The sequence below is a fragment of the Saccharopolyspora hirsuta genome (genome assembly GCF_008630535.1).
In the GTDB taxonomy this organism is placed as follows: Bacteria; Actinomycetota; Actinomycetes; order Mycobacteriales; family Pseudonocardiaceae; genus Saccharopolyspora; species Saccharopolyspora hirsuta.
Genome location: NZ_VWPH01000011.1, coordinates 63,604 through 79,097 on the forward strand (window position 1 = coordinate 63,604; position 15,494 = coordinate 79,097).

The 15,494-nt window shown below is 69.6% G+C and carries 15 protein-coding genes; 9 read left to right on the forward strand and 6 right to left on the reverse strand.

What is annotated here, in order from left to right; translation table 11 throughout:
• Nucleotides 1-12: 12 nt before the first annotated feature.
• Both F1721_RS23285 and F1721_RS23290 read left to right on the forward strand, forming a co-directional pair.
• On the forward strand, nucleotides 13-1,017 hold the full coding sequence (locus tag F1721_RS23285; protein WP_150068891.1) for a substrate-binding domain-containing protein: 1,005 nt from the start codon (nucleotides 13-15) through the stop codon (nucleotides 1,015-1,017).
• 122 nt (nucleotides 1,018-1,139) lie between these two features.
• Nucleotides 1,140-1,784 (forward strand): trimeric intracellular cation channel family protein, encoded by a 645-nt coding sequence (locus F1721_RS23290; RefSeq protein ID WP_150068892.1) that lies wholly within the window; start codon nucleotides 1,140-1,142, stop codon nucleotides 1,782-1,784.
• Here the strand turns inward: F1721_RS23290 and F1721_RS23295 are convergent.
• A complete protein-coding gene (locus F1721_RS23295; protein ID WP_150068893.1) occupies nucleotides 1,779-2,231 on the reverse strand; it encodes a peroxiredoxin in 453 nt (150 codons plus the stop codon). The genes F1721_RS23290 and F1721_RS23295 overlap by 6 nt on opposite strands.
• Nucleotides 2,232-3,334: 1,103 nt before the next feature.
• Here F1721_RS23295 and F1721_RS23300 point away from each other — a divergent pair.
• The 4 genes from F1721_RS23300 to F1721_RS23315 all read left to right on the forward strand — a co-directional run bounded on the left by F1721_RS23300 (nucleotide 3,335) and on the right by F1721_RS23315 (nucleotide 6,798).
• Nucleotides 3,335-3,967 (forward strand): DUF6518 family protein, encoded by a 633-nt coding sequence (locus F1721_RS23300; protein WP_150068894.1) that lies wholly within the window; start codon nucleotides 3,335-3,337, stop codon nucleotides 3,965-3,967.
• A gap of 27 nt (nucleotides 3,968-3,994) precedes the next feature.
• On the forward strand, nucleotides 3,995-4,642 hold the full coding sequence (locus F1721_RS23305; RefSeq protein WP_150068895.1) for a hypothetical protein: 648 nt from the start codon (nucleotides 3,995-3,997) through the stop codon (nucleotides 4,640-4,642).
• A gap of 240 nt (nucleotides 4,643-4,882) precedes the next feature.
• The gene (locus F1721_RS23310; protein WP_150068896.1) at nucleotides 4,883-5,683 is read left to right on the forward strand and encodes an Fpg/Nei family DNA glycosylase; all 801 of its coding nucleotides are present in this window, start codon (nucleotides 4,883-4,885) and stop codon (nucleotides 5,681-5,683) included.
• Between the two features lie 254 nt (nucleotides 5,684-5,937).
• A complete protein-coding gene (locus tag F1721_RS23315) occupies nucleotides 5,938-6,798 on the forward strand; it encodes a 3-hydroxybutyryl-CoA dehydrogenase (RefSeq protein ID WP_150068897.1) in 861 nt (286 codons plus the stop codon).
• A 38-nt stretch (nucleotides 6,799-6,836) separates the two neighbouring features.
• Here the strand turns inward: F1721_RS23315 and F1721_RS23320 are convergent, their stop codons facing one another.
• Together F1721_RS23320 and F1721_RS23325 are read right to left on the reverse strand one after the other, a co-directional pair.
• A complete protein-coding gene (locus F1721_RS23320) occupies nucleotides 6,837-7,658 on the reverse strand; it encodes an alpha/beta fold hydrolase (RefSeq protein WP_150068898.1) in 822 nt (273 codons plus the stop codon).
• Nucleotides 7,655-8,689, reverse strand: a complete 1,035-nt coding sequence (locus F1721_RS23325; protein WP_150068899.1) for an alcohol dehydrogenase family protein — start codon at nucleotides 8,687-8,689, stop codon at nucleotides 7,655-7,657. The genes F1721_RS23320 and F1721_RS23325 overlap by 4 nt, the downstream gene beginning before the upstream one ends.
• A gap of 99 nt (nucleotides 8,690-8,788) precedes the next feature.
• Here F1721_RS23325 and F1721_RS23330 point away from each other — a divergent pair, with 99 nt between their 5' ends.
• A complete protein-coding gene (locus F1721_RS23330) occupies nucleotides 8,789-9,367 on the forward strand; it encodes a TetR/AcrR family transcriptional regulator (protein ID WP_150068900.1) in 579 nt (192 codons plus the stop codon).
• A gap of 109 nt (nucleotides 9,368-9,476) precedes the next feature.
• On the opposite strand, the gene F1721_RS23335 is transcribed toward F1721_RS23330, so the two are convergent.
• The gene (locus tag F1721_RS23335) at nucleotides 9,477-10,130 is read right to left on the reverse strand and encodes a GntR family transcriptional regulator (protein WP_150068901.1); all 654 of its coding nucleotides are present in this window, start codon (nucleotides 10,128-10,130) and stop codon (nucleotides 9,477-9,479) included.
• 121 nt (nucleotides 10,131-10,251) lie between these two features.
• Between F1721_RS23335 and F1721_RS23340 the strand changes: the two genes are divergently transcribed.
• Both F1721_RS23340 and F1721_RS23345 read left to right on the forward strand, forming a co-directional pair.
• Nucleotides 10,252-11,421, forward strand: coding sequence for a CaiB/BaiF CoA transferase family protein (locus F1721_RS23340; RefSeq protein ID WP_150068902.1), 1,170 nt, complete (start codon nucleotides 10,252-10,254; stop codon nucleotides 11,419-11,421).
• A 169-nt stretch (nucleotides 11,422-11,590) separates the two neighbouring features.
• A complete protein-coding gene (locus F1721_RS23345) occupies nucleotides 11,591-12,784 on the forward strand; it encodes an acyl-CoA dehydrogenase family protein (protein WP_150068903.1) in 1,194 nt (397 codons plus the stop codon).
• Between the two features lie 324 nt (nucleotides 12,785-13,108).
• On the opposite strand, the gene F1721_RS23350 is transcribed toward F1721_RS23345, so the two are convergent.
• Together F1721_RS23350 and F1721_RS23355 are read right to left on the reverse strand one after the other, a co-directional pair.
• The gene (locus tag F1721_RS23350) at nucleotides 13,109-13,867 is read right to left on the reverse strand and encodes an SDR family NAD(P)-dependent oxidoreductase (protein ID WP_150068904.1); all 759 of its coding nucleotides are present in this window, start codon (nucleotides 13,865-13,867) and stop codon (nucleotides 13,109-13,111) included.
• Between the two features lie 102 nt (nucleotides 13,868-13,969).
• Entirely contained in the window at nucleotides 13,970-15,433 is a 1,464-nt protein-coding gene (locus tag F1721_RS23355) for an amidase (RefSeq protein WP_150068905.1), read from the reverse strand.
• Nucleotides 15,434-15,494 lie beyond the last annotated feature (61 nt).

The following is a 15,494-nucleotide window of genomic DNA, read 5'->3' on the forward strand; positions in this document are numbered from 1 at the left end:
GGGAGCTCGGGGATGAAGAAGGTTCTGACCGCGGCGTGCGTGCTGGTGTCGGTGGCGGCGGCGGGCTGCAGCGTCGGGGTGCGCGAGCAGACCGGCGGCGGTGGCGACCAGGGCGGGCCGATCAAGCTCGCCGTGGTGCCCAAGGCGATCGGCTTCGACTTCTGGGAGAAGGTGCGGGTCGGCGCGGAGTGCGCGGGCTCCAAGCAGCGGGACGTCACCGTGCACTGGGACGGCGTGCACGCGGAGAGCGACGTCAGCGGCCAGCAGAGCCTGCTGCAGGACCTGCTGTCGCAGGGCGACGTCAAGGGCCTGGTGTACGCGGCGACCGACGCCAAGGCGCTGGCCGACGTCACCAAGTCCGCGCAGGGCCAGGGCACCACGGTGGTCAACATGGACTCCGGGACCACCCCGCAGCCGCCGGACGTCCCGGTCTACGCCACCAACAACGTGGCCGCCGCCGAGCAGGCCACCGACCTGCTGGCCGAGCAGCTCGGCGGGCGCGGCAAGGTGGCGTTCATCGAGTTCCAGCCGGGCACCAGCACCAACGAGACGCGCGCCGAGGGCTTCAAGCGGGGCATGGCCAAGCACCCGGGGCTGGAGCTGGTCGCGCAGCAGTCCAGCGACAGCGACTTCAACCGGGCGCTGCAGGTCACCCAGGACATCCTGACCGCGAACCCGGACCTCAACGGCATCTACGCGGCCAACGAGCCCAGCGTGCTCGGGGCGGCCGAAGCGGTCCGGCAGGCGGGCAAGGTCGGCCAGGTGAAGATCATCGGCTGGGACACCTCGGAGGGCGAGATCCAGGCGCTGCGCGACGGCGTGATCACCGGCCTGATCGCGCAGAACCCGTTCAAGATGGGCTACGCCGCGGTGAACGCGGCGGTCACCAAGATCCGCGGCGAGCAGAACCCGTCGCCGGACACCGACACCGGCTCGACCCTGATCACCAGGGGGAACGTGGACAGCCCGGAGGTCCAGAAGCTGCTCAACCCCAGCTGCGACAACCCGCCCGCCTGATCGGGCCGGTTCAGGCGGCTGCCCGCGGCGACGTAGGGGCGCATCTTCTCCTCGCAGGCGGCCAAGGCCGCCGAGGAGGCTTGAGGCTCGCGGTCTCGGGGGACCCGGTGTAGAACCGTCCGGTGGTCACCGCGATCCTCAACCCGCTGGTGCAGGAGGTCCTGGACCTGATCGGGATCTTCGCGTTCGCGCTCTCCGGCGCGCTGCTCGCCGTGCGCAAGCGCTTCGACGTCGTCGGCATCGCGGTGCTGGCCGAGGTGACCGCGCTGGGCGGCGGGGTGTTCCGGGACCTGGTGATCGGCGCGGTGCCGCCGGTGGCCTTCACCGACCTCTCGTACTTCACCACGCCGCTGGTGGCCGCGGTGGTGGTGTTCTTCTGGCACCCGCGGCTGGCCCGCATCCGCCGGTTCGTGCTGTTCTTCGACGCGATCGGGCTGGGCGTGTTCTGCGTGGCGGGCAGCATCAAGGCGCTGAACTTCGGCATGCACCCGCTGGCCGCGATCGCGCTCGGCGCCGCGACCGCCATCGGCGGCGGCGCGATCCGCGACGTGCTGGCCGGGGAGATCCCGGCGCTGCTGCACCCGGAGAGCGAGATCTACGCGGTGCCCGCGCTGCTGGGCAGCGGTCTCGTCGCGCTGCTGGCGGTGCTGGGCGCGCTGACGCCGATCACCAGCGCGTTCGCCGCCCTCCTGGCGGTCGTGGTGCGGCTGCTCGCGCTTCGCTACGGCTGGCGAGCGCCGCTGGCGCGCGGGGGATCGTCGCTATGAGCGCTGCTTGAGCAGCTCCAGGGCCTTGTCGGCGTGCACCCCCATGCGGAACTCGCTGCGGATCACGCCCAGCACCCGGCGCTGCTCGTCGATGACGAAGGTGTGCCGCTTGACCGGGATCGGCCCGAACCGGCGCTTGACCTCGAACTGCCGCGCGACCACCCCGTCGACGTCGGACAGCAGCGGGAACCCGAAGCCGTGCGCGTCGGCGAACTGCCGCTGCTTGCCGACCTGGTCGGCGCTGATCCCCACCGGCTGCGCGCCGACCTCGGCGAACTCGGCGGCCAGGTCCCGGAAGTGGCAGGCCTCCGCGGTGCACCCGGTGGTCATCGCCGCCGGGTAGAAGAACAGCACCACCGGCCCGCTGGCGACCAGCTCGGACAGCTTCCGCTCCCCGCCGTCCTGGTCCGGCAGCGCGAAATCGCCCACCACATCGCCTTCCCGCATCCCCGCTCCTCCAACTGATCGAAACCTGAGCGGACTCAGCGTATTGGTGAACGCCAGTCCCGCACCGCCGGTGTACTCCACCTGATCACAGCCAACAGACAGCGCGGGAACGCGCTGGGCGCGCGGGGGCTCGTGTTCGAGCGCAACCGTGCAGCGGCGAGTGGGGCAGACTCCGCAGGTAGGTCCATGTGGCAGAGACCCGAGGACAAGGAAGACCGTCATCGCATTGAGTGCCGGACTTGAGTGCAGTTCGTGCCCACGAGAACGAAGGCGGCCAGACCTGGCAGCCCGATGATCTGTATCACAGTGGTCTCACGCTTTTGGTGGATTTCAACTCCGGCGGTCATCGATAAATTCCCCCATTGGGGGATTTGAGGGCGGAGGGGGAATCTGGGGCGTCTCGCGGCGTGTTCGCGCTGCAATTGGTAGCCGAAGTGCCCATCGGCTTCGATTTGAATCTGTCTGACCTGGGTGGACTGGAACGCAAGAAGGGTTTTTGTGCGGAATGAATAGATTGCGGTCGGTCGTATCGCTAGTCGCAAGCGGCGGGTTTCTGGCGATCGCTGTGCTCACGGCTCCCGCTGCGGTGGCAGAGGAAGCAGGCGGGGCGCAGCATTGCACGACGTTGATCGAAAGGGTGGCCCCCGGGTCCCCTGAAGTGCGGGTTGTTTGGTCTGGTTGTGCTCCGGCAGGAGTGCAGATCGAATCCCCGTTCGAGTCGGAAGCTATTTACGACCTGGTCACGTTCTTCGGGGGTCCTGATTACGGAGGAACGGCAAACACCATCCAGTCCAGGGATGGGACGTGTGATGCGACGGGATACAGCATCAATAATCTGGACGGTGTCCACAGTTATGTTGGTGCAGGTGGGATCTCTTCTTACAGGTTGAGTGGGGATTGCAATCGATCTGAGAAGTTCTCTGGCTACAACAAGACGGGAAGGTATTCCAACACCCTTTACGGGGATCAGGCCTGGGTCGGCGCGGAATGGGATAATGGTGGAATGAGATCGTTTGCGATGTGGCGCGGATAGGTTTGATCAAGTTGTGGGCCTCGGCGGGTGGCGCTGTCGGGGCCCACGTGTTCTTCTGAATGGCTGAGACATGGTTGACGTGGGTGGTCGCCGTCGTTCGCTCGTGTACTTCGGAATATCGCTGGTATTCATGATCTTGTTGGGGGTGGTTTCCAAATTTGCGGACCTGGACCAGGTGACGGTGATTGGCCCTCTCTTTAGTTACGGCGGAATATTTGCTGCCGCGTTCATCATTATCGGTATGTTTGCGCCGACGGCTGGTGCAGCTGCCGCAATGTCATTGCCGGGTGTGGCCGCCCTGCTCTGTGCGTATCACGTGACTGGCGCGTTGCTGGACTACAGCGGTAGCCTCGGCCGGCTCGTGGTCTGGCTTCTTGCTGGAGCTGTGGCTGCACCGTTGCTTGCCTGGTCTGGTTGGGCTCTCCGTTATGGCCATAATGGTCGCCAGGTGGCTGGGGGGTTTGCATTCGGGGTGTTGCTTGCCGACGCTTGTTATGTGCTCCTGCATGCTTTTAATGAGAATTCAATGTTCGGGGCTGGGTTTGATGCTTTCGTCGTTGCGGTGCTAGCTGTCCGGATTAAACCGAAGTTGAGCCCCGGTTCGATTGCGGTCTGTGCCGTGATGATGGTGTGCGGGGCACTGGCTGCGGTATTTCCGTGGTCTGGTCGCGTGGTGGCTGAATTGGTCTCGTTGTTCGCCTAGTCGAATTGGTGGGTGTAAACTGTGTCCATGTCGAATGGGAATGTTGGGCGCTGGAGCTCGCCGCCGTCGTTTTCGGTCCTCTGTGCGAGCGGTGCTTGGGCTGATCTGCATGAGGTTGACGATTTTGTGTCGATGGAGGGGAGGGTGGTTGAAATATGGTTGGGTTCTGCTTCCTCGAATGGGGAGCGTGGTGTTCGGGTCGGTTCTTTCGGGAAGTCTCATCTGGAGCAGCGCGCAGGTGAGCTTGGTGTATCACCTGAAGTGCTGGCGGCACGTTCCGGAGCGGAAGCCCTTGCCTTTCTGACCGCACCTCCCGAGTATTCGTCATCGTTGATCCGGCATGCGCGTGAACGTGCTGACGGATGCGCAAAATGGGAAGTTTCCGCTGTCAAAATGGGTGAGATCGAGATTGGTGTGCGCTTCTGGGAGTTTGCCGGCGGGTGGACCGCCGTGGCGCAATTCGGCGACGCGCACTTTTCAATTGTCTCCATCGGTGTTGGCCTGGATGAGGTTGAACTCCACGCGGCCGATGGTCGGTTTGGCTTCGATCTTGCGGCGGACTTGGATCGAGATATCCCCGACAGGCAGAATCGGGACTGGCAAGCGACAGTTCTGCGGCGGCGGAGGGATGGCCAACTTCACCGGGACCAGATGGCAGTTGTTCAGGAGGTCTGAACGCTCAACAAGCAGTCAAGGTGCTTGGCAGGGCGGTACGGCCCTGGTCCGGCAGTGCGAAGCCGCCCACCACATCGCCGTCCCGCATGCCCGCTCCTCCTGAAGTCCGGTCTGATCGCGACCAGGGTATTGGCGGACCGCGCGCCCCCTGCGCTTCGACGGCGAAGATCACCCGATCACGCACCGGGCGGTGCGGAGATCGCGGGTTCGGGCGGGGCCTCCGGGTGGGTAGCCGGGGGTGTGCCCGAACTTCCGGATGTCGAGGGTTTTCGGCGGGTCGCGCAGCGGGCCGAGGGGCGGCAGGTGCGCGGCGTGCAGGTGCGGGATGCGCAGGTGCTCCGCGGGGTCGGCAGCGCGGAGTTCCAGGAGGCGTTGCGGCGGCGGTACTTCGGGGAGCCCTGGCGGTGCGGGAAGTGGTTGGTGATCCCCACCGCGGGCGCGCCGAACGCGGAACCGGGGGCTCCGGCCGTGCTGGCGCACTTCGGGATGACCGGGAGCTTCGAGTGGTGCGGGCACGGCGGGGAGGTCCACCGGCACGACCGGGTGGTGTTCGACTTCGCCCCCGGCGAGCTGCGCTACCACGACATGCGGAAGCTGACCGGCCTGCACCTGGCGCGGCAGCGGGGCGAGGTGGACGAACTGCTGGCCGAGCTCGGGCCGGACGCGCAGCGGATCGGGGCCGAGGAGTTCGGCGAGCGGCTCACCCGCACCCGGCGCGGGATCAAGGCGGCGCTGATGGACCAGTCCGTGCTCGCCGGGCTGGGCAACATCTGCGCCGACGAGCTGCTGTGGCGGGCGCGGGTGCACCCGAACCGGGCCACCACCGAGCTGACCGCCGACGACCTCGACCAGCTGCACCGGGAGATGCGCGCGATGCTGCGCGACGCCGTGCGGGCCGGTCGCGTGCCGGACGACGCGTCCTGGCTGACCGGGCACCGCGACGCCCCCGACCAGCGGTGTCCGCGTTGTTCGACGGCGCTGCGCCGCACGCGCGTGGGTGGTCGCGGGACGCTGTGGTGCCCCGCCTGCCAGTCGGACTGATGTTCGGAGCGCATGCATTCATGCACTCACCGTGCGGTAACCTGAAGATGTTTCGGGGGTCAGGGTCGGATCGGGGGGTTCGACCGCGCGGAGCCGGGAGCCGTGGGGGCGATGGGGCCGGCTCCGCGCCGCCCGTCGGCGCACCGCTGTGTGATCGGCGTGGTCTAGCGCACTGTTTACCGGTCGGTAACCGCCGTAGCTGGCATGATCGGCCCGACGAGGGCAGCGCAGCCGGAAGCGGGAAGGATCGTGTGGTGACGAAGATCGAACGCCTGGGAGTCGTCGGCGGCGGGCAGATGGGCGGCGGCATCGCCGAGGTCGGTGCCCGGGCCGGTCTGGACGTGATCGTGTGCGAGGTCAGCGACGAAGCCGCCCGCGCCGGTCGCACCCGGCTGTGGAAATCGCTGAACCGCGCGGTGCAGAACGGCAAGCTGACCGAGGCCGAGCGCGACGCCGCGCAGGCCCGCCTGCACTTCACCACCACCCTGGCCGACCTCGACGACCGCAACATGGTCATCGAGGCCATCGCCGAGGACGAGGAGCTCAAGACCAAGCTGTTCGCCGAGCTGGACAAGGTGGTGTCCGACCCGGACGCGATCCTGGCGTCGAACACCTCCTCCATCCCGATCGCCAAGCTCGCCGGAGCGACCAGCCGCCCGCAGCAGGTGCTCGGCGTGCACTTCTTCAACCCGGTCCCGGTGCTCAAGCTGGTCGAGCTGGTGCCGTCGCTGCTGACCTCGGAGGAGACGGTCGAGCGCGCCGCGGTGTTCGCCACCGAGCAGCTCGGCAAGGAGACCATCCGGGCGGTGGACCGCTCCGGGTTCATCGTCAACGCCCTGCTGGTGCCGTACCTGCTGTCGGCGATCCGGATGGTCGAGGGCGGTTTCGCCAGCGCCGAGGACGTGGACAAGGGCATGGTGCTGGGCTGCGCCCACCCGATGGGCCCGCTGCGGCTGTCCGACCTGGTCGGCCTGGACACCCTCAAGGCCATCGCGGACTCGATGTACGAGGAGTACGGCGACCCGAACTACGCCGCCCCGCCGCTCCTGCGCCGCATGGTTGACGCGGGGCTGAAGGGCAAGAAGTCCGGCAAGGGCTTCTACGACTACAGCTGATCCCGTGCGAGGGGGCACCGGTCGCGGTGCCCCCTCGCTCACGCCAGAGCGGCCCGGATCTCCTCGACGATGCGGCGCGGGGCGTCCTCCATGGGGAAGTGGCCCGCTCCGGGGATCGTGGTGAGGGTCGCGTTCGAGATGTCCCGGGCCAGCCGGTGGGCGAAGTCGACCGGCTGCCAGCGGTCTTCGGCGCCCCAGATGATCCGGGTCGGGGTGGCCAGGGTTCTCAGCAGCGGCGCCACCCGCTGGGTCGGCGTCGAGTCGTAGTGGCGGACCTGGTGCTCGAAGAAGGACGCCCGGCCGATCGGTGTCCGATGTGGACGCAGGTACGCCTTGAGGGTGTCGCCGGTCATGCGGGCCGGGTCGGCGACCGTCATCACCAGCTGGCGGGTGAGCAGCGCTTCGAAGTCCTGCTGGGACATCGCCGCGTGATCGTCGAGGTGGTCGCGGATGATCCGCTGCCAGGTGCTCGACGGCCAGGAGTCGTAGCTGACCGAGTCGATCAGCACCAGCCGGTCGACGCGGTCCGGGTGCGCGGTGGTGAACAGCTGCGCCACCGCGCCGCCGATGTCGTGCGCGACCAGCGTGCAGCGCCGGATGTCCAGCTGCGCCAGCAGTTTCGCCAGCAGGTCGGCCTGCGCGGTGACCGAGGTGTCGCGGTCGACCGAGCGTTCCGAGGCGCCGTAGCCCAGCAGGTCGTAGACCAGGACGGCGTGGCCGTCCGCTTCGAGCTCGGGCGCCACGTTGCGCCAGATGTGGGAGTGCGACGGCGTTCCGTGCAGGAGCACCAGGGTCTCCCCGGTGCTCCCGCGGGTGTGGCGGTGGGCCAGCCGGACGCCGTCCACGAGGACGTCGATCATGCCTGCTCCGCAACGGTGATGACGAGCTTGCCGAAGAAGTCCTTGGCGGTGAAGGTCCGCTGGGCCTCGCGGAGCTCGCGCAGCGGGTGGGTGCCCGCCAGCAGCGGGGTCAGCTCGCCGCGCTCGACGTGGCCGAGCAGCTGGGCGAAGTCCTCGTGGGTGCCGAAGGACGAGCCGATCAGCTGCAGCTGCCGCAGGTAGATGGTGCGCAGGTCGGTCTCCACCAGCGGCCCGGCGATGCCCCCGGCGACGACGTAGCGCCCGAGCGGGGCGAGCACCCGCAGCAGCTGCGGGAAGGCCGGGCCCGCCACCACGTCGGCCACCACGTCGACGGGGCCGAGCTCCGCGGCCAGGTCCGGCGAGTTGCGGTCCACCGCCGCGTGCGCGCCGAGCTTCAGCGCCCGCTCGCGCTTCGCGGCGCTGGTCACCGCGACCACCCGCGCCCCGCGCAGCGTCGCGAGCTGGATCAGCGCCGAGCCGACGCCGCCGGACGCGCCGGTGACCACCACGGTCTCCCCGTCGCGGACGTCGGCCCGGTTGAGCATGCGCATCGCGGTCGCGTAGGCCGTCGGGAAGGTGGCGAGCTCGGCGTCGCTGAGGGGGCTTTCGACCGCGTGGGCGTTGCCCGCGGGGACGGTGGTGAACTCGGCGAACCCGCCGTCGCGCTCGCTGCCCAGGTACTCGGTGTCGACCAGCTCGCGCTCGCCGCCGGTGTAGAGCATCGGGTCGACGATCACCCGCTCGCCCAGCCGCGACCGGGGCACGCCCGCCCCGACCTGGTCGATGCGGCCGACCACGTCGGCGCCCTGGATGCGCGGGAACGCCAGCGGTTCGCGCCGCCAGCCCGCGGTGCTCGTCGGGTCTTCCGGCGAGCCGTAGGCGCCTTCGCGGGTCCAGATGTCGGTGTTGTTGATGGCGGTCGCGGCGACCCGGATCCGGACCTCGCCGGGTCCGGCCTGCGGGGTGGGCACGTCTTCTCGGTACTCCAGCTTCTCCGGTCCGCCGAAGCCGGTGAGCAGCACTGCGCGCATCAGGGGCACTCTCCCATCGAGGTATACCGACCGGTGTGGTTACCACGATAGGCGCCGCGGTGCGGTCCGTGTCAACCCACCGGTCGGTATAGTCAGGGCATGGCGGAAGTCGCGGAGTTGCTGGAGAAGCTGACCCCGGCCGGGCGGCGGGTGCTGGACGTCGCGGCCGAGCTGTTCTACGGCCAGGGCATCCACGCGGTCGGCGTCGAGGCGATCGCGGCCGGGGCCGGGGTGACCAAGAAGACGCTCTACGCCTGCTTCGGCTCCAAGGACCAGCTCGTCACCGCGTACCTGGTCGAGCGCGACCAGCGCTGGCGGGAGTGGCTGAGCAGCTGGGTGGCCGAGCACGCGAGCGGACCGCGCGAGGAGCTGCTGGCGGTGTTCGACGCGCTCGGCGCGTGGATGGACCGCGCGGACTTCCGGGGCTGCGGCTTCGTCAACGCGCTGGCGGAGACCCCGGACCCCGACCACCCCGCGCGGGCGGTGATCGTCGAGCAGAAGCGGTGGATGCGGGAGTACTTCGAGAAGCTCGCGGCGGCTGCGGGCGTCGCCGAGCCGGGGGAGTTCGCCGACAGCGCCCTGCTGCTCTTCGAAGGCGCGACGGTCGTGGCGTCGGCCGACATCCCCGGCGCGGTCCAGCACGCGCGGCGGACTGCTGAGGTGCTGCTCGGAGGGTGATCGGTGGTGATACCTCGGGCGGCTTCCCGTGGCAGGGTGCGGACGGGGTGTCGTGAGTGTTTTCTGGCGCTATGGCAACACAAAACGCTCATGGGCGCGACGCTACCGCTCAGTCCACTTCGGACGTGATGGTGTCGCGCAGGGCGTCGACCGCGTGGCGGCGGTGCTCGTCGAGCAGCCGGACCAGGTCGTCCGCGCGCCGGTCGTGCGCCGCCGCCACGATGTCGTCGTGCTCGTGGCGGACGCGCGCCCGGTTGGTGCTGGAGTTGTAGTAGACCGCGCGGTAGGCGTCGGTGGCGTCCCAGAGGGTGCGCACGACGCGCAGCAGCCGCGGCATCCCGGACGGTTCCAGCAGCGCGAAGTGGAAGCGGCGGTTGGCCGCGATCATGGCGACCAGGTCGCCCTCCTCGGCGGCGGTCTCCACGTCCTGCTGGGCGTCGGTGATGCGGGCCAGGTCGGTCTCGGTGAACCGCTCGGTGGCCACCGCGGCGGCCTCGGCCTCCAGCAGCTCCCGCATCCGGTAGACCTCCAGCAGGTCGCGCAGCGACAGCTCGGCCACCGAGTAGCCCCGGTGCGGCTGGTAGACGACCTGGCCCTCCGCCTCCAGCGTCTTCAGCGCCTCGCGCAGCGGCACCCGGCTCACGCCGAGGCGCTGGGCGATCGAGTCCTGCCGGATCGGCTGGCCCGGGGCCAGGTCGCCGGACACGATGGACCGGCGCAGCTCGCCGAGCACGAACTCCTGCGTGGTGGGTGGTCGCTGCATCCCCGGTTCTCCCGCGCTCGCCGTCTCCGCCGCCTTGACCGGCCGCCGAACAACTGTATATTGGATCCAAAATCGCCGTGACGCAAGCCACTGGCGCGTGCGCCGGGGAAGGGCGGGGTGGATGCAGACGCTGCCGTTGGACGGCGTGGTCGTGGCGGACTTCAGCCGGGTCCTCGCCGGGCCGTACGCGACCATGCTGCTCGCCGACCTCGGCGCCACCGTGATCAAGGTGGAGCGCCCCGGCACCGGCGACGACACCCGGTCGTGGGGTCCGCCCTGGACCGAGCACAGCTCGTCCTACTTCGAGTCGGTCAACCGCGGCAAGCGCAGCATCGCGCTGGACCTCGACGACCCGCAGGACCGGGCGACCGCGCTGGACCTGGTCCGCCGCGCCGACGTGCTGGTGCAGAACTTCAAACCGGGCGCGCTGGCCCGCCACGGCCTGGACCACGCCGCCGCGCGCGAGATCAACCCGCGGCTGATCTACACCTCGATCTCCGGCTTCGGCAGCGCCGGGGGAGCGGACCTGCCCGGCTACGACTTCGTGGTGCAGGCGCTCGGCGGGCTGATGAGCATCACCGGCGAGGCCGACGGGCCGCCGATGAAGGTCGGCGTGGCGCTGGTGGACGTGCTCACCGGCAAGGACGCCGCGCTGGGCATCATGGCCGCGCTGCGCCACCGGGAGCTGACCGGAGAGGGCCAGCACGTCGAGGTGAACCTGCTGTCCAGCCTGCTGGCCTCGCTGGTCAACCAGATGAGCGGGCTGCTGACCACCGGCGTCGCACCGCAGCGGATGGGCAACCGGCACCCGAGCATCGCGCCGTACGAGACCCTGCGCTGCGAGGACGCCTTCCTGGCCGTCGCGGTCGGCAACGACGGCCAGTTCCGCAAGCTGTGCGGGGCGCTCGGGCTGGTCGGGCTGCCCGATGACCCGCGCTTCGCCACGAACGCGCAGCGCGTCGCGCACCGCGACGAGCTAGCCCGGCAGCTGGAGAACGTGCTCGGCGCCCGCACCGCGGCCGACTGGCAGGAGCGGCTGCAGGGCCTGGGGATCGCGTGCGGTCAGGTCAACGACCTGTCGCGGGCGGTGCACTACGCCGAGTCCCTGGGCCTGCGGCCGATGGTCGACCCCGGCGGCGGGGCGGCGATGCAGGTGCGGATGCCCATCGACTTCTCCGCGCACGGCAGCGCCGACCCGACGCCCCCGCCGCTGCTCGGCGAGCACGGCAAGGAAGTCCTGGCCTGGCTGGAAGACCCAGCAGAACCGCTTCCCCCCATCGTGTCCAAATGATGGATTCCATACGCGTTTTGCGTAGCGGTGCCGGTAGCGGAACCTCAGGGGTTCCCTGGACTGCCAGCTGCGAGGGTGGGTTAATCGCTGCGCGCTTGCGGCAGCTCACGCCGGTGTTGCGGTACGCGTCGCGGCTGCGGCTCAATAAAGAATCTAGGAGGAACTCGCAATGAGTGCCGGTGGAAAGCGCCCCGCGTTCGACCCGCGCGACCCGCTCGGGATCGACGCCGAATTCACCCCGGAGCAGCTGGCGATCCGCGACAGCGTGCGCGCGCTGTGCCGCGACCACGTGCAGCCGCACGTCGCGGAGTGGTACGAGCGCGGGGAGTTCCCGCAGGCCCGCGAACTGGCCCGGGAGCTGGGCAAGCTCGGCGTGCTGGGCATGCACCTGGAGGGCTACGGCTGCGCCGGGCTGTCCGCTGTGGACTACGGCATCGCCTGCGAGGAGCTGGAGGCCTGCGACTCCGGGCTGCGCTCGCTGGTGTCGGTGCAGGGCTCGCTGGCGATGTTCGCCATCTGGCGCTGGGGCTCGGAGGAGCACAAGCAGCACTGGCTGCCGCAGATGGCCGCCGGTGAGGCGATCGGCTGCTTCGGCCTGACCGAGCCCGACCACGGCTCCGACCCGGCCTCGATGCTCACCTCGGCCCGCCGCGACGGCTCCGACTGGGTGCTCAACGGCCGGAAGATGTGGATCACCAACGGCAGCATCGCCTCGGTCGCCGTGGTGTGGGCCAAGACCGACGAGGGCGTGCGCGGTTTCGTCGTCCCGACCGACACCCCGGGCTTCTCCGCGCCGGAGATCAAGCACAAGCTGTCGCTGCGCGCCTCGGTGACCAGCGAGCTGGTGCTCGACGACGTCCGGCTGCCCGCGGACGCGGTGCTGCCCGAGGTCACCGGCCTGCGGGGCCCGCTGTCCTGCCTCAACGAGGCGCGCTACGGCATCGTGTGGGGCGCGGTCGGCGCGGGCCGCGCCTGCCTGGAGGCCGCGCTGGACTACGCGACCACCCGCGAGCAGTTCGGCCGCCCGATCGGCGGGTTCCAGCTCACCCAGGGCAAGCTCGCCGACATGGCGGTGCGGGTGCAGAACGGTCGCCTCCTCGCCCTGCACCTCGGTCGGCGCAAGGACGCCGGGCAGCTCATCCCGCAGCAGGTGAGCTTCGGCAAGCTGGACAACGTGCGCGGCGCCCTGGAGGTCGCCCGGACCGCCCGCACCATCCTCGGTGCGAACGGGATCTCGCTGGAGTACCCGGTGATCCGGCACATGACCAACCTGGAGTCGGTCCTGACCTACGAGGGCACCAGCGAGATGCACGCCCTGACCATCGGCCAGGCCCTCACGGGCCAGAACGCCTTCCGCGGCTGACCGGGGGTTCCGCGATTTCAATGGAAATCGGAGGTCCGATTTCCATTGAAATTGTTCATCCCCGTCTGTGGACCGCAGCCGCGAAGGGCGACCGGCACCGACCGGGCAGGTGTCGCATGCGCCGCCAGGCGCATAACCCACCCTCGCAGCTGGCACCGATGCGGGTTCACGGTGCCCACCCCTCCGGGGTTCCTTCCGGCGAGGACGGCCCAACTGCTGTGTATTGGCATACATAAAGTTGGGCACCCACAGCCAGGCGGGCGCTGAGGTTCCGCTACCCGCACCGCCGCGCAAAACGAGGTTGGAAGCCCTCGTCGGGGCCTGTCACCAGACGGTGAAGCCGCCGTCGATGACGACGTTGCTGCCGGTGATGAAGCTGCTGGCCTCCGCGGCCAGGAACACCGCCAGCGGGCCGATCTCGCGCGGTTCGGCCACCCGGCCCATCGGGGTCTGGGCCAGCCACTGCGCGTACCACTCGGGTTGGGTGTCCTGGACGCCCTTGAGCAGGTCCGTGCCGGTGTAGCCGGGGGAGATGGAGTTGACCCGCACGCCGCGACCGCCCCACTCACCGGCCAGCGACTTGGTCAGCATGATCACCCCGGCCTTCGAGGTGTTGTAGTGCGCCTGCGGCTGCGGGTGGTTGGAGATCAGCCCGGACATCGAGGCGATGTTGATGATCGAGCCCGATCCCCGCGCCAGCATCGCCCGGCCGACCTCGCGGCAGCACCAGAACAGCGCGTCCAGGTTGAGCCCCAGCACGCGCCGCCACGACTCGTCCGAAATGGACTCCGCGGGCTCGTTGGTGACCGTGCCCGCGTTGTGCACCGAGACGTCGATCCGGCCGTGGTCGGCCACGATCCGGTCGACCAGCCCGGCCACCGCCGCGGAATCGGTCACGTCGACCTGCTGGAAGCTGCCCCCGACCTGCTCGGCGGCGCTCCGGCCGGTGTCCGGGTTGATCTCCGCGATCACCACCTGCGCACCGGCGGTGCTCAAGGCCTTGGCGATCTCCAGCCCGATGCCCTGGCCACCGCCGGTGACCAGCGCGACCTTGTCCTGCAACGAGAAGACGTCGTCGCCCATCCGTCCCGCCCTTCCGCGCTTCGTGATCCCGCGCCGATTGTGCCGCCGCGTCCGGGCGAAGTGAACCAGCGATCGCGCGCCCGGGCCAGCCGCCCGGCGGGGTCAGCGGAGCAGGGGCGGGAGGAACCGGTGGGGCCAGTCGGTGGCCCGTTCGTAGGCGTGGGCCAGCTGGAGGAGGGACCACTCCGCGTGGTTCCGGCCGATCAGCTGGACGCCCATCGGCAGGCCCGCCGCGTTGCAGCCCACCGGGAGGTTGGCCACCGGGTGCCCGGACAGGGTCCACGGCGCCACCGCCTCCATCCACCGGTGGTAGGTGTCCATCGACCGGTCGCCGATCTGCTGCGGCCAGCGCTGCTCGGCGTCGAACGGGAACACCTGGGCGCTCGGCGCGAGCAGGAAGTCGTACTCGTCGAACAGCTCCGCCACCGCCGCGTACCACTCGTCGCGGCCGGTCAGCGCGCGGCTGATGTCGGTGACCCGGAGCCGGTGGTAGTTCTCGATCTCGAAGATCAGCTCGGGCTTGAGCAGCGGCCGCGCGGCCGGGTCGTCGTAGAGCTCGGCGTGGTTGCGGCCGACGGTCCAGGACCGCCACAGCAGGAACGTCTCCCACGCCTGCTCGACCGGCAGCCGCTTGGCCACCGGCTCGACCTCGCACCCGATCTCGCCGAAGGCGGCGAAGGACTCGGCGCACAGCTCCAGCAGCCCGGGCTCGGTCGGCAGGTAGCCGTCGAAGTCGCCGATCCAGCCGATCCGCACGCCGTCGAAGTCGCGCTCCAGCGTGCCGGTGAACAGCTCAGGGTCCTGCTCGATGCTCAGCGGCGAGCGCTCGTCGGGACCGGCCATCGTGGACAGCAGCATCGCCACGTCCCGCACCGTGCGCCCCATCGGCCCGATGACGGAGGGCGAGCTGAGGAACCCCTCGCCCGGGATGCGACCGAAGCTCGGCCGCAGCGACACGATGTTGTTCCAGGCGGCCGGGTTCCGCAGCGACCCCATGAAGTCGCTGCCGTCGGCCACCGGGAGCAACCGCAGCGCCAGGGCCGCTGCGGCGCCGCCGCTGCTGCCGCCCGCGCTGCGCGCGGTGTCGTAGGGGTTGCGGGTGGTGCCGAACACCGGGTTGAAGGTGTGCGAGCCGAGGCCGAACTCGGGGACGTTGGTCTTGCCGATGACGATCGCGCCCGCCTCGCGCATCCGCCGCACGTGCAGGTCGTCGCGGTCGGCGATGGCGTCGGCGAACACCGGCGAGCCCTTCGTGGTGGGCAGGCCAGCGGCGTCGGAGAGGTCCTTGACCGCGATCGGGAAGCCGTGCATCCAGCCGCGGTGCTCGCCGCGGTCGAGCTCCTGGTCCCGCTGCCGGGCCTCGTCGAGCAGCTTCGCCTCGTCGGCGCGGGAGACGATCGCGTTCACCTCCGGGTTGAACCGGTCGATGTGCGCGAGGTAGGTCTCCATCACCTCCGCGCAGCTGACCTCGCGGCGGGAGATCAGCCAGGACAGCTCGACCGCGTCGAGCAGCACCAGTCCGGGGATCTCCGAGGCTGGCAGTCCGGACCCGGGCGCTACCGACACGCTCTTTCCTCCTGTGCTCTCGATCAACCCCTCGACCTTCGCGGGCGGCGGGGTCGCACGT

Coding starts and splice junctions, on each gene's coding strand:
- F1721_RS23285 (WP_150068891.1), top strand. CDS start 13: ATGAAGAAGGTTCTGACCGCGGCGTGCGTGCTGGTGTCGGTGGCGGCG.
- F1721_RS23295 (WP_150068893.1), bottom strand. CDS start 2,231: ATGCGGGAAGGCGATGTGGTGGGCGATTTCGCGCTGCCGGACCAGGAC.
- F1721_RS23300 (WP_150068894.1), top strand. CDS start 3,335: ATGGTTGACGTGGGTGGTCGCCGTCGTTCGCTCGTGTACTTCGGAATA.
- F1721_RS23305 (WP_150068895.1), top strand. CDS start 3,995: ATGTCGAATGGGAATGTTGGGCGCTGGAGCTCGCCGCCGTCGTTTTCG.
- F1721_RS23320 (WP_150068898.1), bottom strand. CDS start 7,658: ATGATCGACGTCCTCGTGGACGGCGTCCGGCTGGCCCACCGCCACACC.
- F1721_RS23325 (WP_150068899.1), bottom strand. CDS start 8,689: ATGCGCGCAGTGCTGCTCACCGGCTTCGGCGGACCGGAGAAGCTGGAG.
- F1721_RS23330 (WP_150068900.1), top strand. CDS start 8,789: ATGGCGGAAGTCGCGGAGTTGCTGGAGAAGCTGACCCCGGCCGGGCGG.
- F1721_RS23335 (WP_150068901.1), bottom strand. CDS start 10,130: ATGCAGCGACCACCCACCACGCAGGAGTTCGTGCTCGGCGAGCTGCGC.
- F1721_RS23340 (WP_150068902.1), top strand. CDS start 10,252: ATGCAGACGCTGCCGTTGGACGGCGTGGTCGTGGCGGACTTCAGCCGG.
- F1721_RS23345 (WP_150068903.1), top strand. CDS start 11,591: ATGAGTGCCGGTGGAAAGCGCCCCGCGTTCGACCCGCGCGACCCGCTC.
- F1721_RS23350 (WP_150068904.1), bottom strand. CDS start 13,867: ATGGGCGACGACGTCTTCTCGTTGCAGGACAAGGTCGCGCTGGTCACC.